Origin of the sequence: Jidongwangia harbinensis, assembly GCF_020216025.1 — a bacterium.
GTDB classification, from domain to species: Bacteria; Actinomycetota; Actinomycetes; order Mycobacteriales; family Micromonosporaceae; genus Actinoplanes; species Actinoplanes harbinensis.
Genome location: NZ_JAIWNC010000018.1, coordinates 17188 through 32754 on the forward strand (window position 1 = coordinate 17188; position 15567 = coordinate 32754).

At 68.6% G+C, this 15567-nt stretch carries 14 protein-coding genes and 1 pseudogene; 6 read left to right on the forward strand and 9 right to left on the reverse strand.

Annotated features, from left to right (window positions below; translation table 11 throughout):
* Positions 1-11 precede the first annotated feature (11 nt).
* The 3 genes and pseudogenes from LDL48_RS22035 to LDL48_RS22045 form a co-directional block, all read right to left on the reverse strand.
* Positions 12-288 (reverse strand): annotated as a pseudogene (locus tag LDL48_RS22035) (hypothetical protein); the annotation flags it as partial.
* A 40-nt stretch (positions 289-328) separates the two neighbouring features.
* Entirely contained in the window at positions 329-1210 is an 882-nt protein-coding gene (locus LDL48_RS22040) for a Rieske 2Fe-2S domain-containing protein (RefSeq protein ID WP_225257087.1), read from the reverse strand.
* On the reverse strand, positions 1207-2373 hold the full coding sequence (locus LDL48_RS22045) for a monooxygenase (RefSeq protein WP_225257088.1): 1167 nt from the start codon (positions 2371-2373) through the stop codon (positions 1207-1209). The genes LDL48_RS22040 and LDL48_RS22045 overlap by 4 nt, the downstream gene beginning before the upstream one ends.
* A gap of 145 nt (positions 2374-2518) precedes the next feature.
* Here LDL48_RS22045 and LDL48_RS22050 point away from each other — a divergent pair, with 145 nt between their 5' ends.
* On the forward strand, positions 2519-3694 hold the full coding sequence (locus LDL48_RS22050; RefSeq protein WP_225257089.1) for a sensor histidine kinase: 1176 nt from the start codon (positions 2519-2521) through the stop codon (positions 3692-3694).
* The gene (locus LDL48_RS22055; RefSeq protein ID WP_225257090.1) at positions 3691-4383 is read left to right on the forward strand and encodes a response regulator; all 693 of its coding nucleotides are present in this window, start codon (positions 3691-3693) and stop codon (positions 4381-4383) included. The genes LDL48_RS22050 and LDL48_RS22055 overlap by 4 nt, the downstream gene beginning before the upstream one ends.
* An 82-nt stretch (positions 4384-4465) precedes the next feature.
* On the opposite strand, the gene LDL48_RS22060 is transcribed toward LDL48_RS22055, so the two are convergent.
* The 3 genes from LDL48_RS22060 to LDL48_RS22070 form a co-directional block, all read right to left on the reverse strand.
* Complete coding sequence (locus tag LDL48_RS22060) at positions 4466-5104, reverse strand: TetR/AcrR family transcriptional regulator C-terminal domain-containing protein (RefSeq protein ID WP_225257091.1); 639 nt, start codon at positions 5102-5104, stop codon at positions 4466-4468.
* A gap of 80 nt (positions 5105-5184) precedes the next feature.
* Positions 5185-6231 carry a lipocalin-like domain-containing protein gene (locus LDL48_RS22065; protein WP_225257092.1) on the reverse strand — a complete coding sequence of 349 codons (1047 nt, stop codon included), beginning with the start codon at positions 6229-6231 and terminating at the stop codon, positions 5185-5187.
* A 63-nt stretch (positions 6232-6294) separates the two neighbouring features.
* Complete coding sequence (locus LDL48_RS22070; RefSeq protein ID WP_225257093.1) at positions 6295-7257, reverse strand: zinc-binding alcohol dehydrogenase family protein; 963 nt, start codon at positions 7255-7257, stop codon at positions 6295-6297.
* A gap of 388 nt (positions 7258-7645) precedes the next feature.
* On the opposite strand from LDL48_RS22070, the gene LDL48_RS22075 reads away from it, so the two are divergent.
* The 4 genes from LDL48_RS22075 (at position 7646) to LDL48_RS22090 (ending at position 11491) form a co-directional block, all read left to right on the forward strand.
* A complete protein-coding gene (locus tag LDL48_RS22075) occupies positions 7646-8572 on the forward strand; it encodes an ABC transporter ATP-binding protein (protein WP_225257094.1) in 927 nt (308 codons plus the stop codon).
* Entirely contained in the window at positions 8569-9408 is an 840-nt protein-coding gene (locus tag LDL48_RS22080; RefSeq protein ID WP_225257095.1) for an ABC-2 transporter permease, read from the forward strand. Before LDL48_RS22075 ends, LDL48_RS22080 begins: the two co-directional genes overlap by 4 nt.
* A gap of 104 nt (positions 9409-9512) precedes the next feature.
* A complete protein-coding gene (locus tag LDL48_RS22085; RefSeq protein WP_225257096.1) occupies positions 9513-10787 on the forward strand; it encodes a sensor histidine kinase in 1275 nt (424 codons plus the stop codon).
* Positions 10784-11491, forward strand: a complete 708-nt coding sequence (locus tag LDL48_RS22090; protein ID WP_225257097.1) for a response regulator — start codon at positions 10784-10786, stop codon at positions 11489-11491. The genes LDL48_RS22085 and LDL48_RS22090 overlap by 4 nt, the downstream gene beginning before the upstream one ends.
* A 55-nt stretch (positions 11492-11546) precedes the next feature.
* On the opposite strand, the gene LDL48_RS22095 is transcribed toward LDL48_RS22090, so the two are convergent.
* The 3 genes from LDL48_RS22095 to LDL48_RS22105 form a co-directional block, all read right to left on the reverse strand.
* Positions 11547-11987 (reverse strand): DUF6069 family protein, encoded by a 441-nt coding sequence (locus LDL48_RS22095; protein ID WP_308016481.1) that lies wholly within the window; start codon positions 11985-11987, stop codon positions 11547-11549.
* Positions 11988-12390: 403 nt separating this feature from the next.
* Positions 12391-13749 (reverse strand): alpha/beta hydrolase, encoded by a 1359-nt coding sequence (locus LDL48_RS22100; protein WP_225257098.1) that lies wholly within the window; start codon positions 13747-13749, stop codon positions 12391-12393.
* Positions 13750-14122: 373 nt separating this feature from the next.
* The gene (locus LDL48_RS22105) at positions 14123-15313 is read right to left on the reverse strand and encodes a monooxygenase (RefSeq protein WP_225257099.1); all 1191 of its coding nucleotides are present in this window, start codon (positions 15311-15313) and stop codon (positions 14123-14125) included.
* Between the last annotated feature and the right edge of the window lie 254 nt (positions 15314-15567).

A 15567-nucleotide genomic window follows, 5' to 3' on the forward strand; every position in this document is an offset into this window, starting at 1 on the left:
CCAGACGGGGCGGTGGCCGATTCCTTCTCCGAATGTGCGAGCACGATCGTCGCGTCGATGTCCAGCACGAACCCCGGCAGCGCCCGCGCGAGGACCTGGTGGCGGGCAACGAGCGGCGCGTCTCCTGCACCTGCAGCCAGGCCAGTTCGGTCTTGTCAGCAAGATCGGTGAGCAGGCGGGACCGGCATGACCGACCACACCCCGGGCCCCACCGCTGACGACAACCTTCGGACGCGTGCCGGTACTCTGCTCTGCACCTTTCGCGTTCCGCGGTCCGCCACCCGTCAGCCTCAGTGAAGGCGCAAGGTTAACGACTCACGACGCCAGGTTAAGCGGTGGTGACCACGCCGTCGACGATTCGAACCGGGATTCTGGCCAGCGGTGCCGGTGGTGGCCCGCCGGTCACTTGGCCGTTGCGGTCGAACTTACCGCCGTGGCAGGGACAGCGGAATCCGTTGTCCTCCACGCTGACGGGGCACCCCTGATGTGTGCAGGCAGCTCTGAAGGCGAGGTAGGAGTCGGGTGCGGGATGCAGCAGATAGGCCATGCCGCCGTCGGAAGTTGTGAACTTCAAGGACTCACCGACGGACAGTTCGGCGACTGGCACGATTGCCAACCCGGTAACAGCCGCGTTGTTAGCCCTTCTGCCACCCCTCCGGCCGAGTGCGACTGCACTGCCCACGCTGACGCCGGCCGCGGCGAGCGTCGTCGCAATGGAGCCGCCGATAATCATTGTTCGCCGTTCGGCGTTTCCCTCGGGCCACCGCCTACGCACGGCGGTGCGCAGGCGGTTCGCTATCGAAAATCTACCGTGATCCCCGACGATCGCCAGTGGCGTCCAGGCGAAGGCGACGAATATGTCTGCACCGAGATAGTAGGGGCTGACGTTCCAGCTTATTGTGAGGAAGAAGCTGAGTGCCAGAAGGGCACCACCGATTGCCGCGACGCGGGTCCAAAACCCGACCAGGACGGCCGCTCCGATGGCAACCTCACCGAAGGCAATCGCCAGCCCTGTGAACGTCGAGTATTCGGCGCTCAGTCGAACGACGGCTCCGATCGGCGAGGTCTCGGCGGCCGTCAGCATCTGCTGCTTGACGCCGAGCGGTGATGACGGATCCAGATAGACTCTGTCGAATATTTTGGAGAGGCCGGCATACAGGAAGGTGAAGCCGAGGAAGAAACGCAGGGGCCACAGTGCGAGGTCTCTCATGACGCCGAAACGGTGAGCAGGCCGGTGCACATTTCATCGGTTGTTCCGTCGCCCCAGATAACGTATCGCGGTGGAGTGTTCTTGAGCTGCGGCAGTTTTCGGCGAAGGGTGGCGTCGTGGGTGCAGGTGAGCTTGAGTGTGTCTCCCTTCTTAAGGTCGACAGGGGCTGGCAGCAGGTGCAGCGCTTGGTCGTCGAAGTTGAAGGTCGGAACGTCGAGAAGGGTCTGCTGCTCGGGCGTTCCCGGGTTGAGCTCCACCTTGATCGACTTGCCCAGCATGTGCATGTGCCCGCGCGTAGCGTGGATGGTGATCGGTTCCGGAACCTGAATGGTGCAGGTCTGGGTGTTGCCCGGCTTGGGAGCGGTGTGCCCGCATTCCCGGAGTAGCTCGTCCGCCTTGCCACCTTCCTGCTCACCGAAGCGCTTCTTGACGTCGGCGAACGAGGCGGCGCGTTCACATAGCGGGCCGGATTCGTTCTCGGCGCACGGCAGTTCGATCGGCCCGTTCATCGGCAGTGTGTCCAGCGCAATTGTGGTAGCAGTCCCCTTGGTGACACGCAACCGGACCTGGGACTGGTCGGATTCGGCGGCCTTGCCGTTGGTGGTGAGAAGGTTGTAGTGGACCTGCAGAATCACCAAACTGCCGGGTTCCATGCGATATCCGACGTCACCATCGAAAAGAGTCTCCTTGGCGCCGGGCGTCCAGGTATCCACCCACGTTGAGGAACTCAGGCCATCATTGCCGAAACAGGTGTAGCCCTCGCCCGGATCCGCGGCGTCCTTCGTGCGGGCGGCGGCGGCTTCCTTCGGGTCGACCACATAGGTGATGGCATGATGCGCGATCGGCTCGTTCTGGGCTTGGAACTGGATGCCGGTCAAGTATTCCTGACCAGCGGCCTTCGGATCCAGCACCATACATCGATACTCGTCCGTGCCGCCGTTCGGCGGAGTCGGCGTGTAGGACTTCGCCACGGTCAACTCGACGAACCGCTCGCCAGGCCGTAGCGGCAGAGCTGGCGCATCCGATGACGCGTGGCTGTGCGAGGGTGCCGCCGGCTCCGTGATGCCGGAATCGCTGTTACCACAGGCCGAGACCGTCGCCAGCAGGGCGCCCACGACGACGGCGACGGCCGGACCGGTTCTGAGTTCCACCATGTTCCTCATAGGGATAAATGGTGTGGGCGGGGGCCATTGGTGAGCATCCTCCCGTTGGTGGCAAACCAAGCTCCTCCCCCGGGTGTAGGCAGGGGTACGGAGTACCGCAGAAGGACGATGCGGGTGCGCACGACGCCCGCCTACCATCGCCGCCATGACGCCGAAGCGGGTGCTACCCGGAATCTCCGACGCGATTCGGAAGTACCCGGTCCTCGGAGACACGTTTCTGGCTACGGCTCTGGCCTTGACGGCGACTGCGTTGGCGCTGATCGAGTCCTCGCCGGAGAGACACCTCCCCACGACGACCGCCGACCTTGTCGCGTTCGTCTTCGCGGTGATCGCCGTCGCCGCGCGCCGCCGGTTCACCGTCGCGGCCATGCTCGTCAGCGTCGCCGCGGCGACTGCGCTTACCGCCATCGCGCATCGTCAGGATCCGGTCCTGACGGCGGCGATCGTCCTGCTGATATACACGTTTGCGACCCGTACCGAGCGACAAACCGCTTGGCTCACCGCGGGTGGCGTCGCCGCTTTCTTGACCATCGGCACGCTCCTCTGGGACCCCTTGAACGGGCACAGGCTCAGCACCATTGCCGCGATCGGCGTCGGCGCCGCGATCGGTGATGCGACTCGCAGTCGCCTCGCCTACGTTGCCGAGGTGGAGCACCGGGCGCGGCAGACCGAACAGTCCCGCGATGAAGAGGCGCGGCACCGTGTCGCGCAGGAACGGGTACGAATCGCGCGGGACATTCACGACGTCGTCGCACACCACATTGCGGCGGTCAAGGTGCTGGCGGCCGGGGCGAGGCGCATCGTGGACCACCGTCCGGAGCAGGTCACCCCGGCTCTGGAACACATCAGCCAGCTGGCGGACGATGTGCTCAAGGAGATGGCATCCGTCATCGGCCTCTTGCGCCAAGAGCCCGATCAGGATGCACTCACGATTGAACCGGCCCGGGGACTTGCCAGCCTCCATCGGCTCATCTGCGACTTTACGGCGACGGGCCTGTGTGTCGAGCGCCAACAGATTGGAGTTCCCCGGAAGCTGCCGGCCATGGCAGATCTGGTGGCCTATCGAATCATACAAGAGGGTCTTACGAACGCTTGGAAGTACGGTGACGGGAAGGCTCACCTGACCATCACCTACACCAGCGCCGGGGTCACCGTCGACATTATCAACAAGGTTGGCCAAGGCTATTCCGGGCAGAGTTTTGGTTACGGCATTCTCGGCATGGGCGAACGGGTGGCCGCGAACGGCGGAAGATTCGCGGTCGGCCACGCTGAAGGGAACGCATTTTCGGTCCGAGCCGAACTGTCCGCGCCGGCGTCATGACCATTAGATTGTTGCTCGTCGACGACCAGACCCTGGTCCGGGCAGGATTCCGTATGTTCGTGGATCCGGAACCCGACATCGAGGTCGTCGGAGAAGCTAGCAATGGTATCGAGGCGGTTGCCCTTGCCCGTACGCTGCGCGCCGACGTCGTCCTCATGGACCTGCGCATGCCCGACATGGATGGACTGGAGGCCACCCGGTTGATGGCACAAGCCGAGGATCTGGCCGCCGTCCGAGTGCTGGTCCTGACGACGTTCGAGGACGATGAGAACGTAATCCTTGCGCTGCGAGCTGGCGCTAGCGGCTTCCTCGGCAAGCATGTGGAACCGGCCGAACTAGCCAACGCGATCCGGGTGGTGGCGACGGGCGAAGCGCTGTTGTCTCCCAGCGCGACAAAGGGGCTGATCAGCCACTTTCTGAACCAGCCAATGGCCGCTTCGCTGCCTGTCGCGCCCAGCCTGACGCAGCTCACCAATCGGGAGAGGGAGGTCTTGTCGCTAGTTGCCTGCGGCCTGTCCAACGAGGAAATCGCCGGTCGGCTTCACTTGTCGCGGCTGACGGTTAAGTCACACGTAACGCGAACGATGACCAAACTCGGCGCACGCGACCGTGCACAGCTCGTCGTGATTGCGTATCAGAGCAAGCTAGTCCGCATCGATGAGCCGTACCCGCCAGAGTCTTCGGCGTGATGGCATCGCCGATGCCAGCTCCCCGGCTGGCAGCAGGTTGCGCTGTTTCGAGCACCGGGGTGCGCGAGCCTGACAGACGCGGTCACTTGCCGAGTTGGGCGGCGAGGCCGTCGAGCAGAAGGGCGAGGTGCCGTTCGAACCGCCGGTCGCCTTCATCCCGGACGTACCCGGCCTCCCTGACCAGGGGCATGTCTTCGCCGAGCCAGGCGTCGCGCTCCGCGAGCGAGTACCGGGTCTGGTCGGCCTCGGCCGACTGGCGGCGTTCCTGCTCCTCGATGACGAAGCCGACCACGAACGCGGTGACCAGGTCGACCGCGTCGGTGGCACCGGCGAGGTCGAACCCGTCCGCGATCAAGCGGGCCAGCCAGGGTTCCAGCGTGCGTAACACCTCGGGGTCGGTGATCCGGGCGCCGCTGAAGGTGCGGGCGCCGTCGCGATGCAGCAGGTACTCCGCCCGCAGGGCGCGGGCGAAGGTCGCCGAGGCGGCGCGCCAATCGGTGCCGGAAGGGCTCTGGGCCAGGGCGCGGGCGACGCGTCGGTGCACCACGGTGCTCATCTCGTCGAGCAGTTCCTGCTTGTCGCGCACGTGCCAGTAGAGCGCGGGCGCTTTCACGTCGAGGCGTGCGGCGAGCGCCCGGACCGTTACAGCGTCGATGCCCTTCTCATCGAGCAGATCCAATGCCGCCGCCACGATGCGGTCCCGGGTGATGCCCTTGGCCATGGGAACAGTTTAACGTCGCTAAGGAGCGTGGGCGCCATCCCCCGTTGCCGGTGCGGGGATGGCGCCCAGCGCCGACCGGGTCAGGGCTTCCAGTTGCCGATCATCTCGACATAGTTTCTTCCGCTGACCTTGGTGTTCTGATAGGTGCCGGTGAAGGCGGCGGTGGCCTCCAGGCGCCCGTTGTCGCCCTGGGCGAATTCCTGATTGTCGGTTCCGGTGATGTCGACCGTGAGGTCGGCCGAGAGCGCGGGAATCTTGATCCGCCAGCGGGTCGGGTACCTCTGGCCGCTGGTGGGGCTCGTCCAGAACTGGTTCGCACGCTTGGCGACCGGTTCGACCGCGACGACCTCGTGGGAGCCGTCGCGGTGCACGACGGTCGCCCAGGAATTCTCACCTGTGTCGGTGAGCGTGTCCCAGATGGCCACGGCGTCGCCGTTGGGCAGGTTGAGGTTCATCCAGGTCCAGTGCAGGCTCGGGTCGTCCGGGGTCGGTCCCCACTGGCGGTCCAGCCAGGACCGGCCGGTCACCCGCTGGGCCTTGCCGTCGATGGTCAGGGTGCCGGTCGTCCGCATGTCCGGTAGGGCGTACTCGTAGTTGGTGTCGCCGAGGATGGGGAACACTCCCGTGCCGCCGTAGTACAGGACCGGTCCCCGCGAGGTGAGCGTGACGTCGAGGGAGCCCCACGGCACGGTGAGCGACACCGACATTCGCTCCGCGTTCCCGGTCCACTTCAGTCCGGGCGCCGAGATGTCCAGGCCGGTGGTGCTCCAGTGGTAGTCCTCCGGGTCGACGCCAAGCATGTAGTTCTTGTACCAGCCGGTGGTCACGTCGGTGACCGCGAACGACACCAGTCGTCCGAACCCCTTGGGGACGTTGATGGTGTGCACCAGTAGCCCGATGTCGTGGCCGCCGGCCTTTACCTGGCTGGTGAAGTAGATGGAGTCGGCCCAGCGCGTCTCCGGTCCGGGCGGCTTGGATCCCAGGTCCGCGTCGGGGTCGACCATCGCCGGAATCCCGTTGTCCACGGTGGTGGCGGGTGTGCCCCGGGTCGATTCGCCGGCAGCCTGTGCGCCGGTCGGCACGAGGGTGGAGCAGAGCAGTGCGGTCAGGGCGACGGCAGCGCCCACTTTGGTTGCGGTCGTTCTTTTCAACGGAACCTCCGATGGTGATGAAGAGCGATGACGTTCAGGTCAGTCCGGGACCACCACGGCCCGGGTACGTCCCCGGTGCGCCCACGCGTCGCCGACGCGACTGAGCGGGTAGGCGGTGTACGGCGCGTGCAACCTGCCGTCGGCGAGGTGCAGCATGACCGCGGGGATCACGGCCAGCATCTGCTCCTTGGTCACCGCGCCGATGCCACTGCCGGTGACCCGGAACCGCCGACTGCGCAACAGCGCCGCGGGCAGCGCCGCATGGTCCCCGGCCAGCGAACCGACCTGCACATAGGCGACGCCGGGGGTGTTGTCGTCATGCATGCCGGTCCCGCCCAGCGCGGCGAAGGCAGCCACGGCGACCCAGCCCCACAGATAGTCGAGGACCAACGTCGGCGGCGTGCCGGCGAAAGCCGTACGCAGAGCCGCGGCCAACGCCTCCGGTGTGGCGTCCGCGAGCGACACGGTGGTGGCGCCCAGGCTCCGCAGCCGGTCCAGCGCCTCGGGGTCACGTCCGGCGGCGACGACCCGCTCGGCTCCGAGAGCGAAGGCCGACTGCACCGCCATGCTCCCCGACACGCCGGTCGCCCCGAGCACGAGCACCGTGTCGAGAGCGCCCACTTCCTCGCGCCGGTCGGCCAGGGCCACCCAGCCGGACGTGCCCGGGTTGATACCGGCGGCGATCGCCAGCGGATCGGCCCCGGCCGGCAGGTCCAGCGCGAACGGGGTGGCCATCCGCTCGGCCATGGTGCCCCACGGCGCCTGGGCGAAGCCGGTGTAGACCAGGCGCCCGTCGCCGGTGCGGGCGACCGCGTCGATGCCGGGTACCAACGGATAGACGTTCGTACTGCGGTAGTGCCGGCCGGCGGCGACCCCGCGTACGACGTTGTGCACACCGGCACCGACCAGGTGCAGCGCTTCCAGGCCGGGCGGTGGCTCCGGATCCGGGAAGTCGGCACAGACGGGCGGTGACTCAGGGGCGGTGACCACAGCAGCGCGCATCAGCTCTCCTTAACTAAGTTCAACTGACTGCATCCCAGAGTCCCTTAACACCGTTAAAGTGTCAAGGGCAGGTTGGGGCTCGACGGCCGGCGGGCGTCACGGTCGGGAACCGGCTCCAGCTCGACCTCGACACTTCTCCGGTGAGATCACGCAGGCTCGGCCGGAAGGACGAAAGAACCCGGCCGAACACCCCGTCGGCATGCATCTGTGCAGCTCACATACGTTCATGAGCCGGCCGGGACTCGCGCTCACCAGGTTCGGCCCGTGGCGCCGACTAGTACCGCGGTACCACGGCGTCGTCGAAACGTCGGACCGGAGTACGACGGTTCGTTCCCCGCCCAGACCTAGCGTTCTGGTGACAGACAACAGATCCGGCGATGGAGGCACCATGATCGAGGCTCGACAGCTCAGGAAACGATACGGGGACAAGACCGCCGTCGACGCCGTAGATTTCACTGTCCGGCCGGGCGCGGTCACGGGCTTTCTGGGGCCCAACGGCGCGGGCAAGTCCACCACCATGCGCATGATCGTCGGGCTGGACGCGCCGACGTCCGGGACCGTGACGGTGAATGGCCGCCGATACGACCGGCACGCCGCGCCACTGCACGAGGTCGGCGCGCTGCTGGAAGCCCGGTCGATCCATCCCGGGCGGTCCGCGTTCCAACACCTGATGGCCCTCGCGCACACCCACGGCATCTCCCGGAGCCGGGTCGACGACGTGATCGAGATGACCGGTCTGCAGTCCGTGGCGCGTAAGCGGGCCGGCGCCTTCTCGCTGGGCATGGGCCAGCGCCTCGGTATCGCCTCGGCGCTGCTGGGCGACCCGCAGACCGTGATGCTGGACGAGCCGGTCAACGGACTCGACCCGGAGGGCGTGCTCTGGATCCGCAACCTGCTGACCGGTCTGGCCGCCGAAGGCCGCACCGTGTTCGTCTCCTCGCATCTGATGAGCGAGATGGCTCTGGTTGCCGACCATCTGATCGTGATCGGGCGGGGGCGGGTGCTGGCCGACACCACCGTGCAGGACCTGGTTCGGCAGGTGGGCGGCGACACCGTGCTGGTCGCCGGCACGGATCCGGCCCGGCTCCGCAACGTCCTGGCCGGCCCCGGCGTGAACGTGGTGGGCTGGCCCGGCTCGCAACAGCTGAGCGTCACCGGCCTGCCGGCGCGCGAGATCGGGTTGCGGGCGGCCGAGCACGGCATCGCCCTGTTCGAACTGACCGCCAAGACGGTGTCCCTCGAGGAGGCCTTCATGGAGTTGACCAGGGACGCGGTCGAGTACCACGCCGCAAGCAGCACCGGGAGCGCAGCATGAGCATCGTCGCCGAGAAACCGCAGGAGCGTACGCGCCACACCCAGCAGGGCACCAAGCTCACCGCCATACGGGTGGCCCACTCCGAGTGGGCCAAGCTCTGGTCGCTGCGCTCGACCTGGATCACGCTCAGCCTGGGACTGCTGGTGCTGCTGGCCTTCGGCACGATCGCGGCCCTGCAGTACACCAGCATGACCGAGTCCGGGGCCGAGATGGATCCGGAGTGGGCCGAGGCGAGCACCCTGACCCTGGCGTTGTTCGGCGTGCCGTTCGCCATGATCGCTCTGGGCGTGCTCGGGGTACTGACCGCCTCGGGCGAGTACACGACGGGCCTGATCCGGTCGACCCTGGCCGCCGTACCGACCCGGCTGCCGGTGCTGTGGGCCAAGGCCGCCGTCTACGGGGGGTTGGCGTTCGTGGTCGGCACGGTGGGCGCGTTCGCCGCGTTCCTCATCGCCAGTGGCCTGCTGTCGGACAGTTCCATCGCAATGAGCATCTCGGACACCGGTGTGGTGCGCAGCCTGTTCGGCGCCGGCGTCTATCTGGGCCTGGTCGGCGTGGCCGGCGTCGCGCTGGGCGCGCTGCTGCGCTCCACCGCGGGCGGCATCTCCGCGCTGGTCGGCACGTTCATGCTGGTGCCCGGCCTGATGTCGCTGCTGCCGGAATCGTGGCGGGACGACATCACCCGGTACCTGCCCAGCAACGCCGGGGAGGCGATCTTCGCGTTGCCGCAGGCTGACGGGATGTTGTCGGCCGGGGCCGGTCTGCTGGTACTGACCGGCTGGACGGCGCTGGCTCTGGGCGGCGCCGCGTACCGGCTGAGACGGTCCGACGCCTGATGCTGCGGGCCAGGTGGCGCGGCACGGGGCCGGCCCCGGTGCCGCATGCGGCTGTTCAGCGTAACCTGGGCCAAGCCGCAACCAAGGTGACCGATGATCGTGCTGTGAGCCACGAAGATGGCGCCGTCGCGCTCATCTCGCATCCCGTCGCCGCCCGGCTGTTCCAGGCCGGGCGGCGGCTGCGGCAGTGGGACACCGCCCACCGGTGGGCGTGGGACACCGCTCTGGTGCTGGTGTTGTTCGGGTTGTTCAGCGGCGCCGACCTGAGCCACCAGGAACGTCCGCCGGACACACCGTTCGATTTCTCCCACCTGTCGGTGCGGCAGGTGCTACTGCTGCAGGCGGCGTTGGTGCTGCCGCTGTGGTGGCGACGCCGTACGCCGCTGCCGGTGTTGTACGCCACCGTCGCGGTCTTCCTGCTGCAGTTCTCGGCGGGCATCATCCTGCGCGCCGACGCCGCGGTCCTGGTGGCCGTGTACAGCGTCGTCCGGCACGGCCGGATACGACGGCTCTGGTGGGCGATCCCGCCACTGCTGGCGGTGTTCGTCGTGGCCCCGGTGCGGCTGGCGCCGCTGGCGTCGGTGTGGGACGTCTCGTTCTTCATCGCGACCGCCGGCACGGCCGCCGCGGCGCTGGGATTCGCAGTACGGGTGCGCGGCGCCCAGCTTGCCGTGCTGCGCGACCGCGCCGTCCGGCTGGAGATCGAGCGCGACCAGCGCAGCCGGCTCGCCATTGCGGCCGAACGCAGCCGGGTCGCCCGAGAGATGCACGACATCATCGGTCACAGCCTGTCGGTCATCGTGACGCTCGCCGACGGCGGCGCGTATGCCGCGGAGACCGCACCGCACCGCAGCAAGGAAGCGCTGGGCCTGATCGGCGACACCGGCCGTCGATCGCTGGCCGACCTCCGCCGCATGCTGGGCGTGCTGCGCGAGCAGACCGACGAGCCGAGCCTGCAGCCCCAGCCCGGCATCGCGGACATCAGCCTGCTGTGCGAACGCATCCGCGCCGCCGGACCCGCTGTCGAGTACCGCAGCACCGGCGACCTGAGCACTCTGGACCCGGGCGTGCAGCTGGCGACGTACCGCATCGTGCAGGAAGCGCTCACCAACACCCTCAAGCACGCCGGCCCGCACACCACGGTGCAACTCGCTTTGAGCGTCGACGGCAGCAAGCTACGCATCCTGGTCCGGGACAGTGGTTCACCCGGCGCGGTCACCCGCCCCAGCCATGAGGGCCACGGACTGATCGGGATGCGGGAACGCGCCGCGCTCTACGGCGGGACCGTTACGGCCGACCCTGCTTCCGACGGCGGATGGCAAGTCCGGGCGGAACTCGATCTGACACCACTGCCGCACTCGGGAGGGAACCCGGCATGATCACCGTTCTGATCGCGGACGACCGGCCGCTGCAACGCCTGGGCTTCCGCATGCTGCTGGACAGCACCGCCGACACGCATGTCGTCGGAGAGGCCGGGAACGGCGCCGAGGCGGTGCGCCGGGCCGCGGAGCTCAAACCCGACGTGGTGCTGATGGACGTCCGGATGCCCGGCATGGACGGTATCGAGGCCACCCGGCGGATCGTGGACGCCGGCGGCCGCTCACACATCCTCATGCTCACCACATTCGACCTCGACGAGTACGTGCACGCCGCGCTGCGCGCGGGCGCCAGCGGATTCCTGCTCAAGGACGCCCACCCGGAGGAACTGCTGGCCGGCATCCGCGCGGTCGCCGCCGGCGACGCCGTCATCGCTCCCGCCCTCACCCGGCGGCTGCTCGACGAGTTCGCGCAGCATCTGGGCGGCGCCCCCGCACCCGAACGCCCCACCGATCCGCGGCTCGGCACGCTGACCGACCGGGAGCACGAGATCCTCCTCGCCATCGCCCGCGGCCTGACCAACGGCGAGATCGCCGAGGAGCTAGTCGTGTCCGAGTCGACGGTCAAGACGCACGTCGGCCGGATCCTCGCGAAGATCGGCGCCCGCGACCGGGTCCAGGCCGTCATCTTCGCCTACGACCACGGCCTCGCCGGCAGCCCTTCCCCGGAGCCCGTGCCCAGACGCCGGATCTCCCCGGAGCAATGACCGGCGTGGCTGGCACCGCGGCTCCGCCAGCAAGGCGGCGCCCGCGGTGGTCCGGTCAGCCCGTCGGCAGGCGCCGGCAAAGCGTCGGTATGACGATGGCTGCGGCGGCCACATGCGTCAGCATCAACACGATCCTCGAACCGAAGCTGACCTGCACCAGTAGATCCGGCACCAGCGACAGCACGGTCAACACGACCGTGGTCACCGTGAAGGTGCGCCGGGGCCGGCGTGTCCAGTGGGCCAGAGCCACGGCCAGCGCGATCCCGACCACACCGGCGATCACGGTGAACATCGGGAACGCGAGGAGCGGAATGGCTTCGCCGTCGATGGCGATGGGTGCGCCGAGAGCGCGACCGACGACCGCGATCACGGTGGTCGCGGCGGCCGCGACCGCGACCGCGGCGGCACCGGCCGGCCAGAGGTTCCGAGGTACGGACCCGCCGGTCTTGCGTCGCCCGGTCACCGGATGTGTCATGGTCATCGCCCCTCCTGTCATTCACGGGGCTGTCGGCCCCAACCACCACGAACGCTAGGAGCCGCCACCAGCCGGATCGTCATCCCGCGGCATGACAACCGGACGCCGCGGGTGGTACCGCGGTACCACCCGAGCACCGGCCGGCCCATGGCGAACCGGGAGTCCTTCCAGGTGCCGACCTGCTTCCCGTCTCCCGGTGAACGACCTGCGCGGCCGTCGGCGTCGATGTCCACCGTGATCCGGCGCAGCCCACCGGTTCGTCGAACGGGAACACCGCTGTCCGCTCGACCATTTTGGGCCGGTTCGGATATCTGCGGGGCATCATCTGCGTCCCCGACGGGATGACCAGTAGTCCCCGAATAGAGGCGCCGCGGTGCTACCGCGCTTCGAAGCGGCGGTCGCACCGCGAGGCCTCGTGCTGGCGTCACTCCTCCTTGCCCGGCGGAACCTCCTCTCCCTGACCGTCCTCGGATTCCTCGTCGAGGGGCGGAGGCGGCGGGGGAAGCTTGCCGGGGGCGAGGGTGCTCACGTCGACGGTGGCGAATCTGCGGAACGGGTGCCGCCGGCCGTCCAGCACCGCCGTCTGGCCGGTGTCGCCCTTGAGGTAGCGGCTGAGGAACGCGTCCAGGTAGCCGGTCAGGACCCGGCGCTGCTCGGTCTCGGTCAGCTGCTTCTCCACCTGTTCGACCCGGCGGCCGACGCAATGCCCCGGCTTCGGGTGCCCGCCATCGTCGGCGTCATCCTCGGCGAACAGCAGCCCGCTGTTCGGCGACCAGTTCGTGTTGGAGAAGTTGTGGTTGGCGCCGTGCACGAGCATTCGGTGGACCGGTGCCCGGCTCGGGGCGACCAGCCAGTCCCACTCGCCGCCAGCGCCGTAGTCGCAGTTGCCGTTCCAGACCAGCAACGGGATGCGAGTCGTGCGGTAGTCGGCCACGAGAACCGGGTCCGGGCGGTATGGGTCGACGGCCCCGGGTTCCGGACTGGCGAGCGTCATCGCCGCCTGGATCCGTACACCGCGCGGCACCTCGCCGGCGTGCTTGTCCGCCACCTGCCACATCATTCCGCGACCGCCCCGTGAGTGGCCCATCAACCCGACCCGTTGCAGGTCAATGTGCCCCCGGAAGGGCGAGGCCACAGCCTTGCCGGTGCGCGCGTCGCGCAGGACGCTCTTGAGCGGGCCGGTGCCGGCGACCAGGTCCCGCCACAGCCGCAGGTGTTCGTTGCCGACCGCGGCGCGGGCCATGTCCGCCGCCTCACCCATCGGGCCGGCGTTCACCCCGTTCACGCTGACCGACAGCACCACGAAGCCCTTCGCCGCGAGGGCGCTGCCGAGGTAGTCGTAGCCGCGATGGCTGTCCAGCGCCGGCACGCCCGGCGCGCACGGCCACTGCACGATCGGGTCGTACGCGGCGGATGACTTCTCCTCCAGGCGCTCCTTCTCGGCCGGGTCGGTGGCCGCGTCCGCCTCGGCCTGCAGGCGGTTCGACTTCTCCAGCGCAGACTTGTCCAGGCAGGTGACCGCCAGGCCGTGCTGCAGTACGACCAGTGGCAGCTTGCCGGTCAGCTTGAGCGGGTAGTGGACGACTCCGGTCAGCTCAATCGGGGCCGGCGGCTTACCTTCCTCTCGGAAGTCTCTGATCCCGAAGGCCTTGTCTCCCAGCGAATAGGTGAGCACGCCGACCCCGGCACCCGCCGACGTCCGGGCGGAGCGATCCGTCGACGCCCCGGCCACCATCGTCGTCGTGACCACCGCCGCGCAGGCCGCGATCGCGACGAGCGCCAACCCGGCCCGCGGTCGCCACCGGGGCCGTTGCCTCCGCGGTTGTCGCGCGGGCTCCTGGGAGACCCCATCACGCCGTTCGTTTGCAGTCATGCCCGACGAGGCTGCTACGGCTTTGTCAGGAACCGGTGAGGAGGGACCGTCAGGGACGCGGAAAGTGCCCCGGCCTCGTGGCAGGGACAAGCCCACTTTTCCGTCCCATGTGGGCAAGCTGCCATCTGGCAATCGTCTGGTGAACGGCTTCGCGCAAATATCTGTCAATGGCGGGCGGCGCGGGCGGCGACGTGCCGCCGTCCGCACCCGCGGCCCCGGCTGCCCCCGCCACCACGGCCGACGGCGCTCTGACCGCCTGTCGGTCCCCCGCAGGTAGCCGCCCTCAGCCCTTGGGCGCGAACACCAGCACGCCGAGGCACATCTCGTCGCTGGTGCCCTCGCCCCACACCACGTAACGCGACGGGAGCTTCTTCAGCTGCGGCAACTGCTTGCGCAGCGTCGCGTCGTGGGTGCAGGTGACCCGCAGGTTGTCGCCCTCGTCGACGGTGATCGGTGCGGGCGGCGGTACCAGCGCCTGGTTGTCGAAGTTGTACTGCGGTACGTCGATGACGGTCTGCGCTTCGGGCGTACCCGGATTGACCTCGACCTTGATCGAACGACCGAGCAGGTGCATGTGGCCGCCGGCGAGGTGGATCGTGCCCGCCTGGCGCACCGGCCGGTCGCAGTGCTGGGTGTTGCCGGCGACGGGCGCGGCACCCTTGTTGCACATCTTGTTGAGGCCGCGGACCACCTCACCGGCCCGCGCCCCGAACCGCTGCGCGACGTCGGCGACGGCGGCGTCCCGGTCGCAGAGCGGCCCGCTGCCGCCCGGCTCGCACGGCAACTCGATCGGCGCCGCCACCAGCTCGGTCTGCAGCGCCTTCAGCGGGGCCGTCCCGCTGGCCAGCCGCATCCGGATGCCGGAACGGTCGGAAGGGGGCTTGCCGGGGTCGGCCGCCAGCAGGTTGTAATGCACCTGCATGACGAGCTTGCTGCCCGGCGGCATGGTGAATCCGAAGCCGTCCGGAAGCAGCGTCTCACCGGTGCCCGGGGCCCACTGCGCGACCCAGGCGGTTTCGCCCTGCACCCCGGTGTCGCCGAAGCAGGTCCAGCCCTCCCCCTTGGCCTGCGCGTCGACCTGGCTGGCCGCCTTGGCCTGTTCCGGGCTCAACCGGTAGAAGATCGCGTGGTGCACGATGTCCGCGTTCTGCGGCCGGAAGCTGCTGCCGGTCAGGTACGCGGCCTCGGTCAGCTTCGGATCGACCAGGAAGCACCGGTACTCGTCGGTGCCGCCGTTCGGGGCCGCCGGGGTGTACGGCCGCGGCAACGCGAGATCGACGAAGGTCTCACCCTGGCGCAGCGGCGCGGGCGGTGCCGCGGAGGCCGCCGTATGGGTGCCGTGGTCGCTGGGCGTCGCGGCGGGTGGGCCGCCCGAGCCGCTTGCCGGGGTGGCCGGGTCCGAGCCGCATGCCGCGATGAGCAGCAGGGCGGCGAGCGTAGTGACGGTTCCGAGCGTGGGGCGCGTGAGTCTCATGGCTGCCTTCCCGTCGGCCAGGCTACGAGGTTCCAATCATTCCCGTGGATGTCTCGACGGGACATCCGGGAAAACCCCCAACCCACCCGAAACGGCCGTCACGCGACCGCGTCGGGGGCGCCGCCAGCCATCTGAGGGTTCCTGGTGTGACGCACACCATCAGGCACGATAGGTCCGAGCCTCCATACGCTGAGTAGTCACAGTCGTCCCCCCGGTCACACCTTCTCCTCGGCGCACGGGTTGCCCGACAATTG

What these genes read in the sequence shown, in the direction of transcription:
- LDL48_RS22080 (WP_225257095.1), top strand. Translation starts at nt 8,569, where the DNA reads ATGAGCATCGTCGCCGAGAAACCGCAGGAGCGTACGCGCCACACCCAG.
- LDL48_RS22070 (WP_225257093.1), bottom strand. Translation starts at nt 7,257, where the DNA reads ATGCGCGCTGCTGTGGTCACCGCCCCTGAGTCACCGCCCGTCTGTGCC.
- LDL48_RS22105 (WP_225257099.1), bottom strand. Translation starts at nt 15,313, where the DNA reads ATGAGACTCACGCGCCCCACGCTCGGAACCGTCACTACGCTCGCCGCC.
- LDL48_RS22090 (WP_225257097.1), top strand. Translation starts at nt 10,784, where the DNA reads ATGATCACCGTTCTGATCGCGGACGACCGGCCGCTGCAACGCCTGGGC.
- LDL48_RS22095 (WP_308016481.1), bottom strand. Translation starts at nt 11,987, where the DNA reads ATGACAGGAGGGGCGATGACCATGACACATCCGGTGACCGGGCGACGC.
- LDL48_RS22040 (WP_225257087.1), bottom strand. Translation starts at nt 1,210, where the DNA reads ATGAGAGACCTCGCACTGTGGCCCCTGCGTTTCTTCCTCGGCTTCACC.
- LDL48_RS22055 (WP_225257090.1), top strand. Translation starts at nt 3,691, where the DNA reads ATGACCATTAGATTGTTGCTCGTCGACGACCAGACCCTGGTCCGGGCA.
- LDL48_RS22075 (WP_225257094.1), top strand. Translation starts at nt 7,646, where the DNA reads ATGATCGAGGCTCGACAGCTCAGGAAACGATACGGGGACAAGACCGCC.
- LDL48_RS22045 (WP_225257088.1), bottom strand. Translation starts at nt 2,373, where the DNA reads ATGAGGAACATGGTGGAACTCAGAACCGGTCCGGCCGTCGCCGTCGTC.
- LDL48_RS22060 (WP_225257091.1), bottom strand. Translation starts at nt 5,104, where the DNA reads ATGGCCAAGGGCATCACCCGGGACCGCATCGTGGCGGCGGCATTGGAT.
- LDL48_RS22050 (WP_225257089.1), top strand. Translation starts at nt 2,519, where the DNA reads ATGACGCCGAAGCGGGTGCTACCCGGAATCTCCGACGCGATTCGGAAG.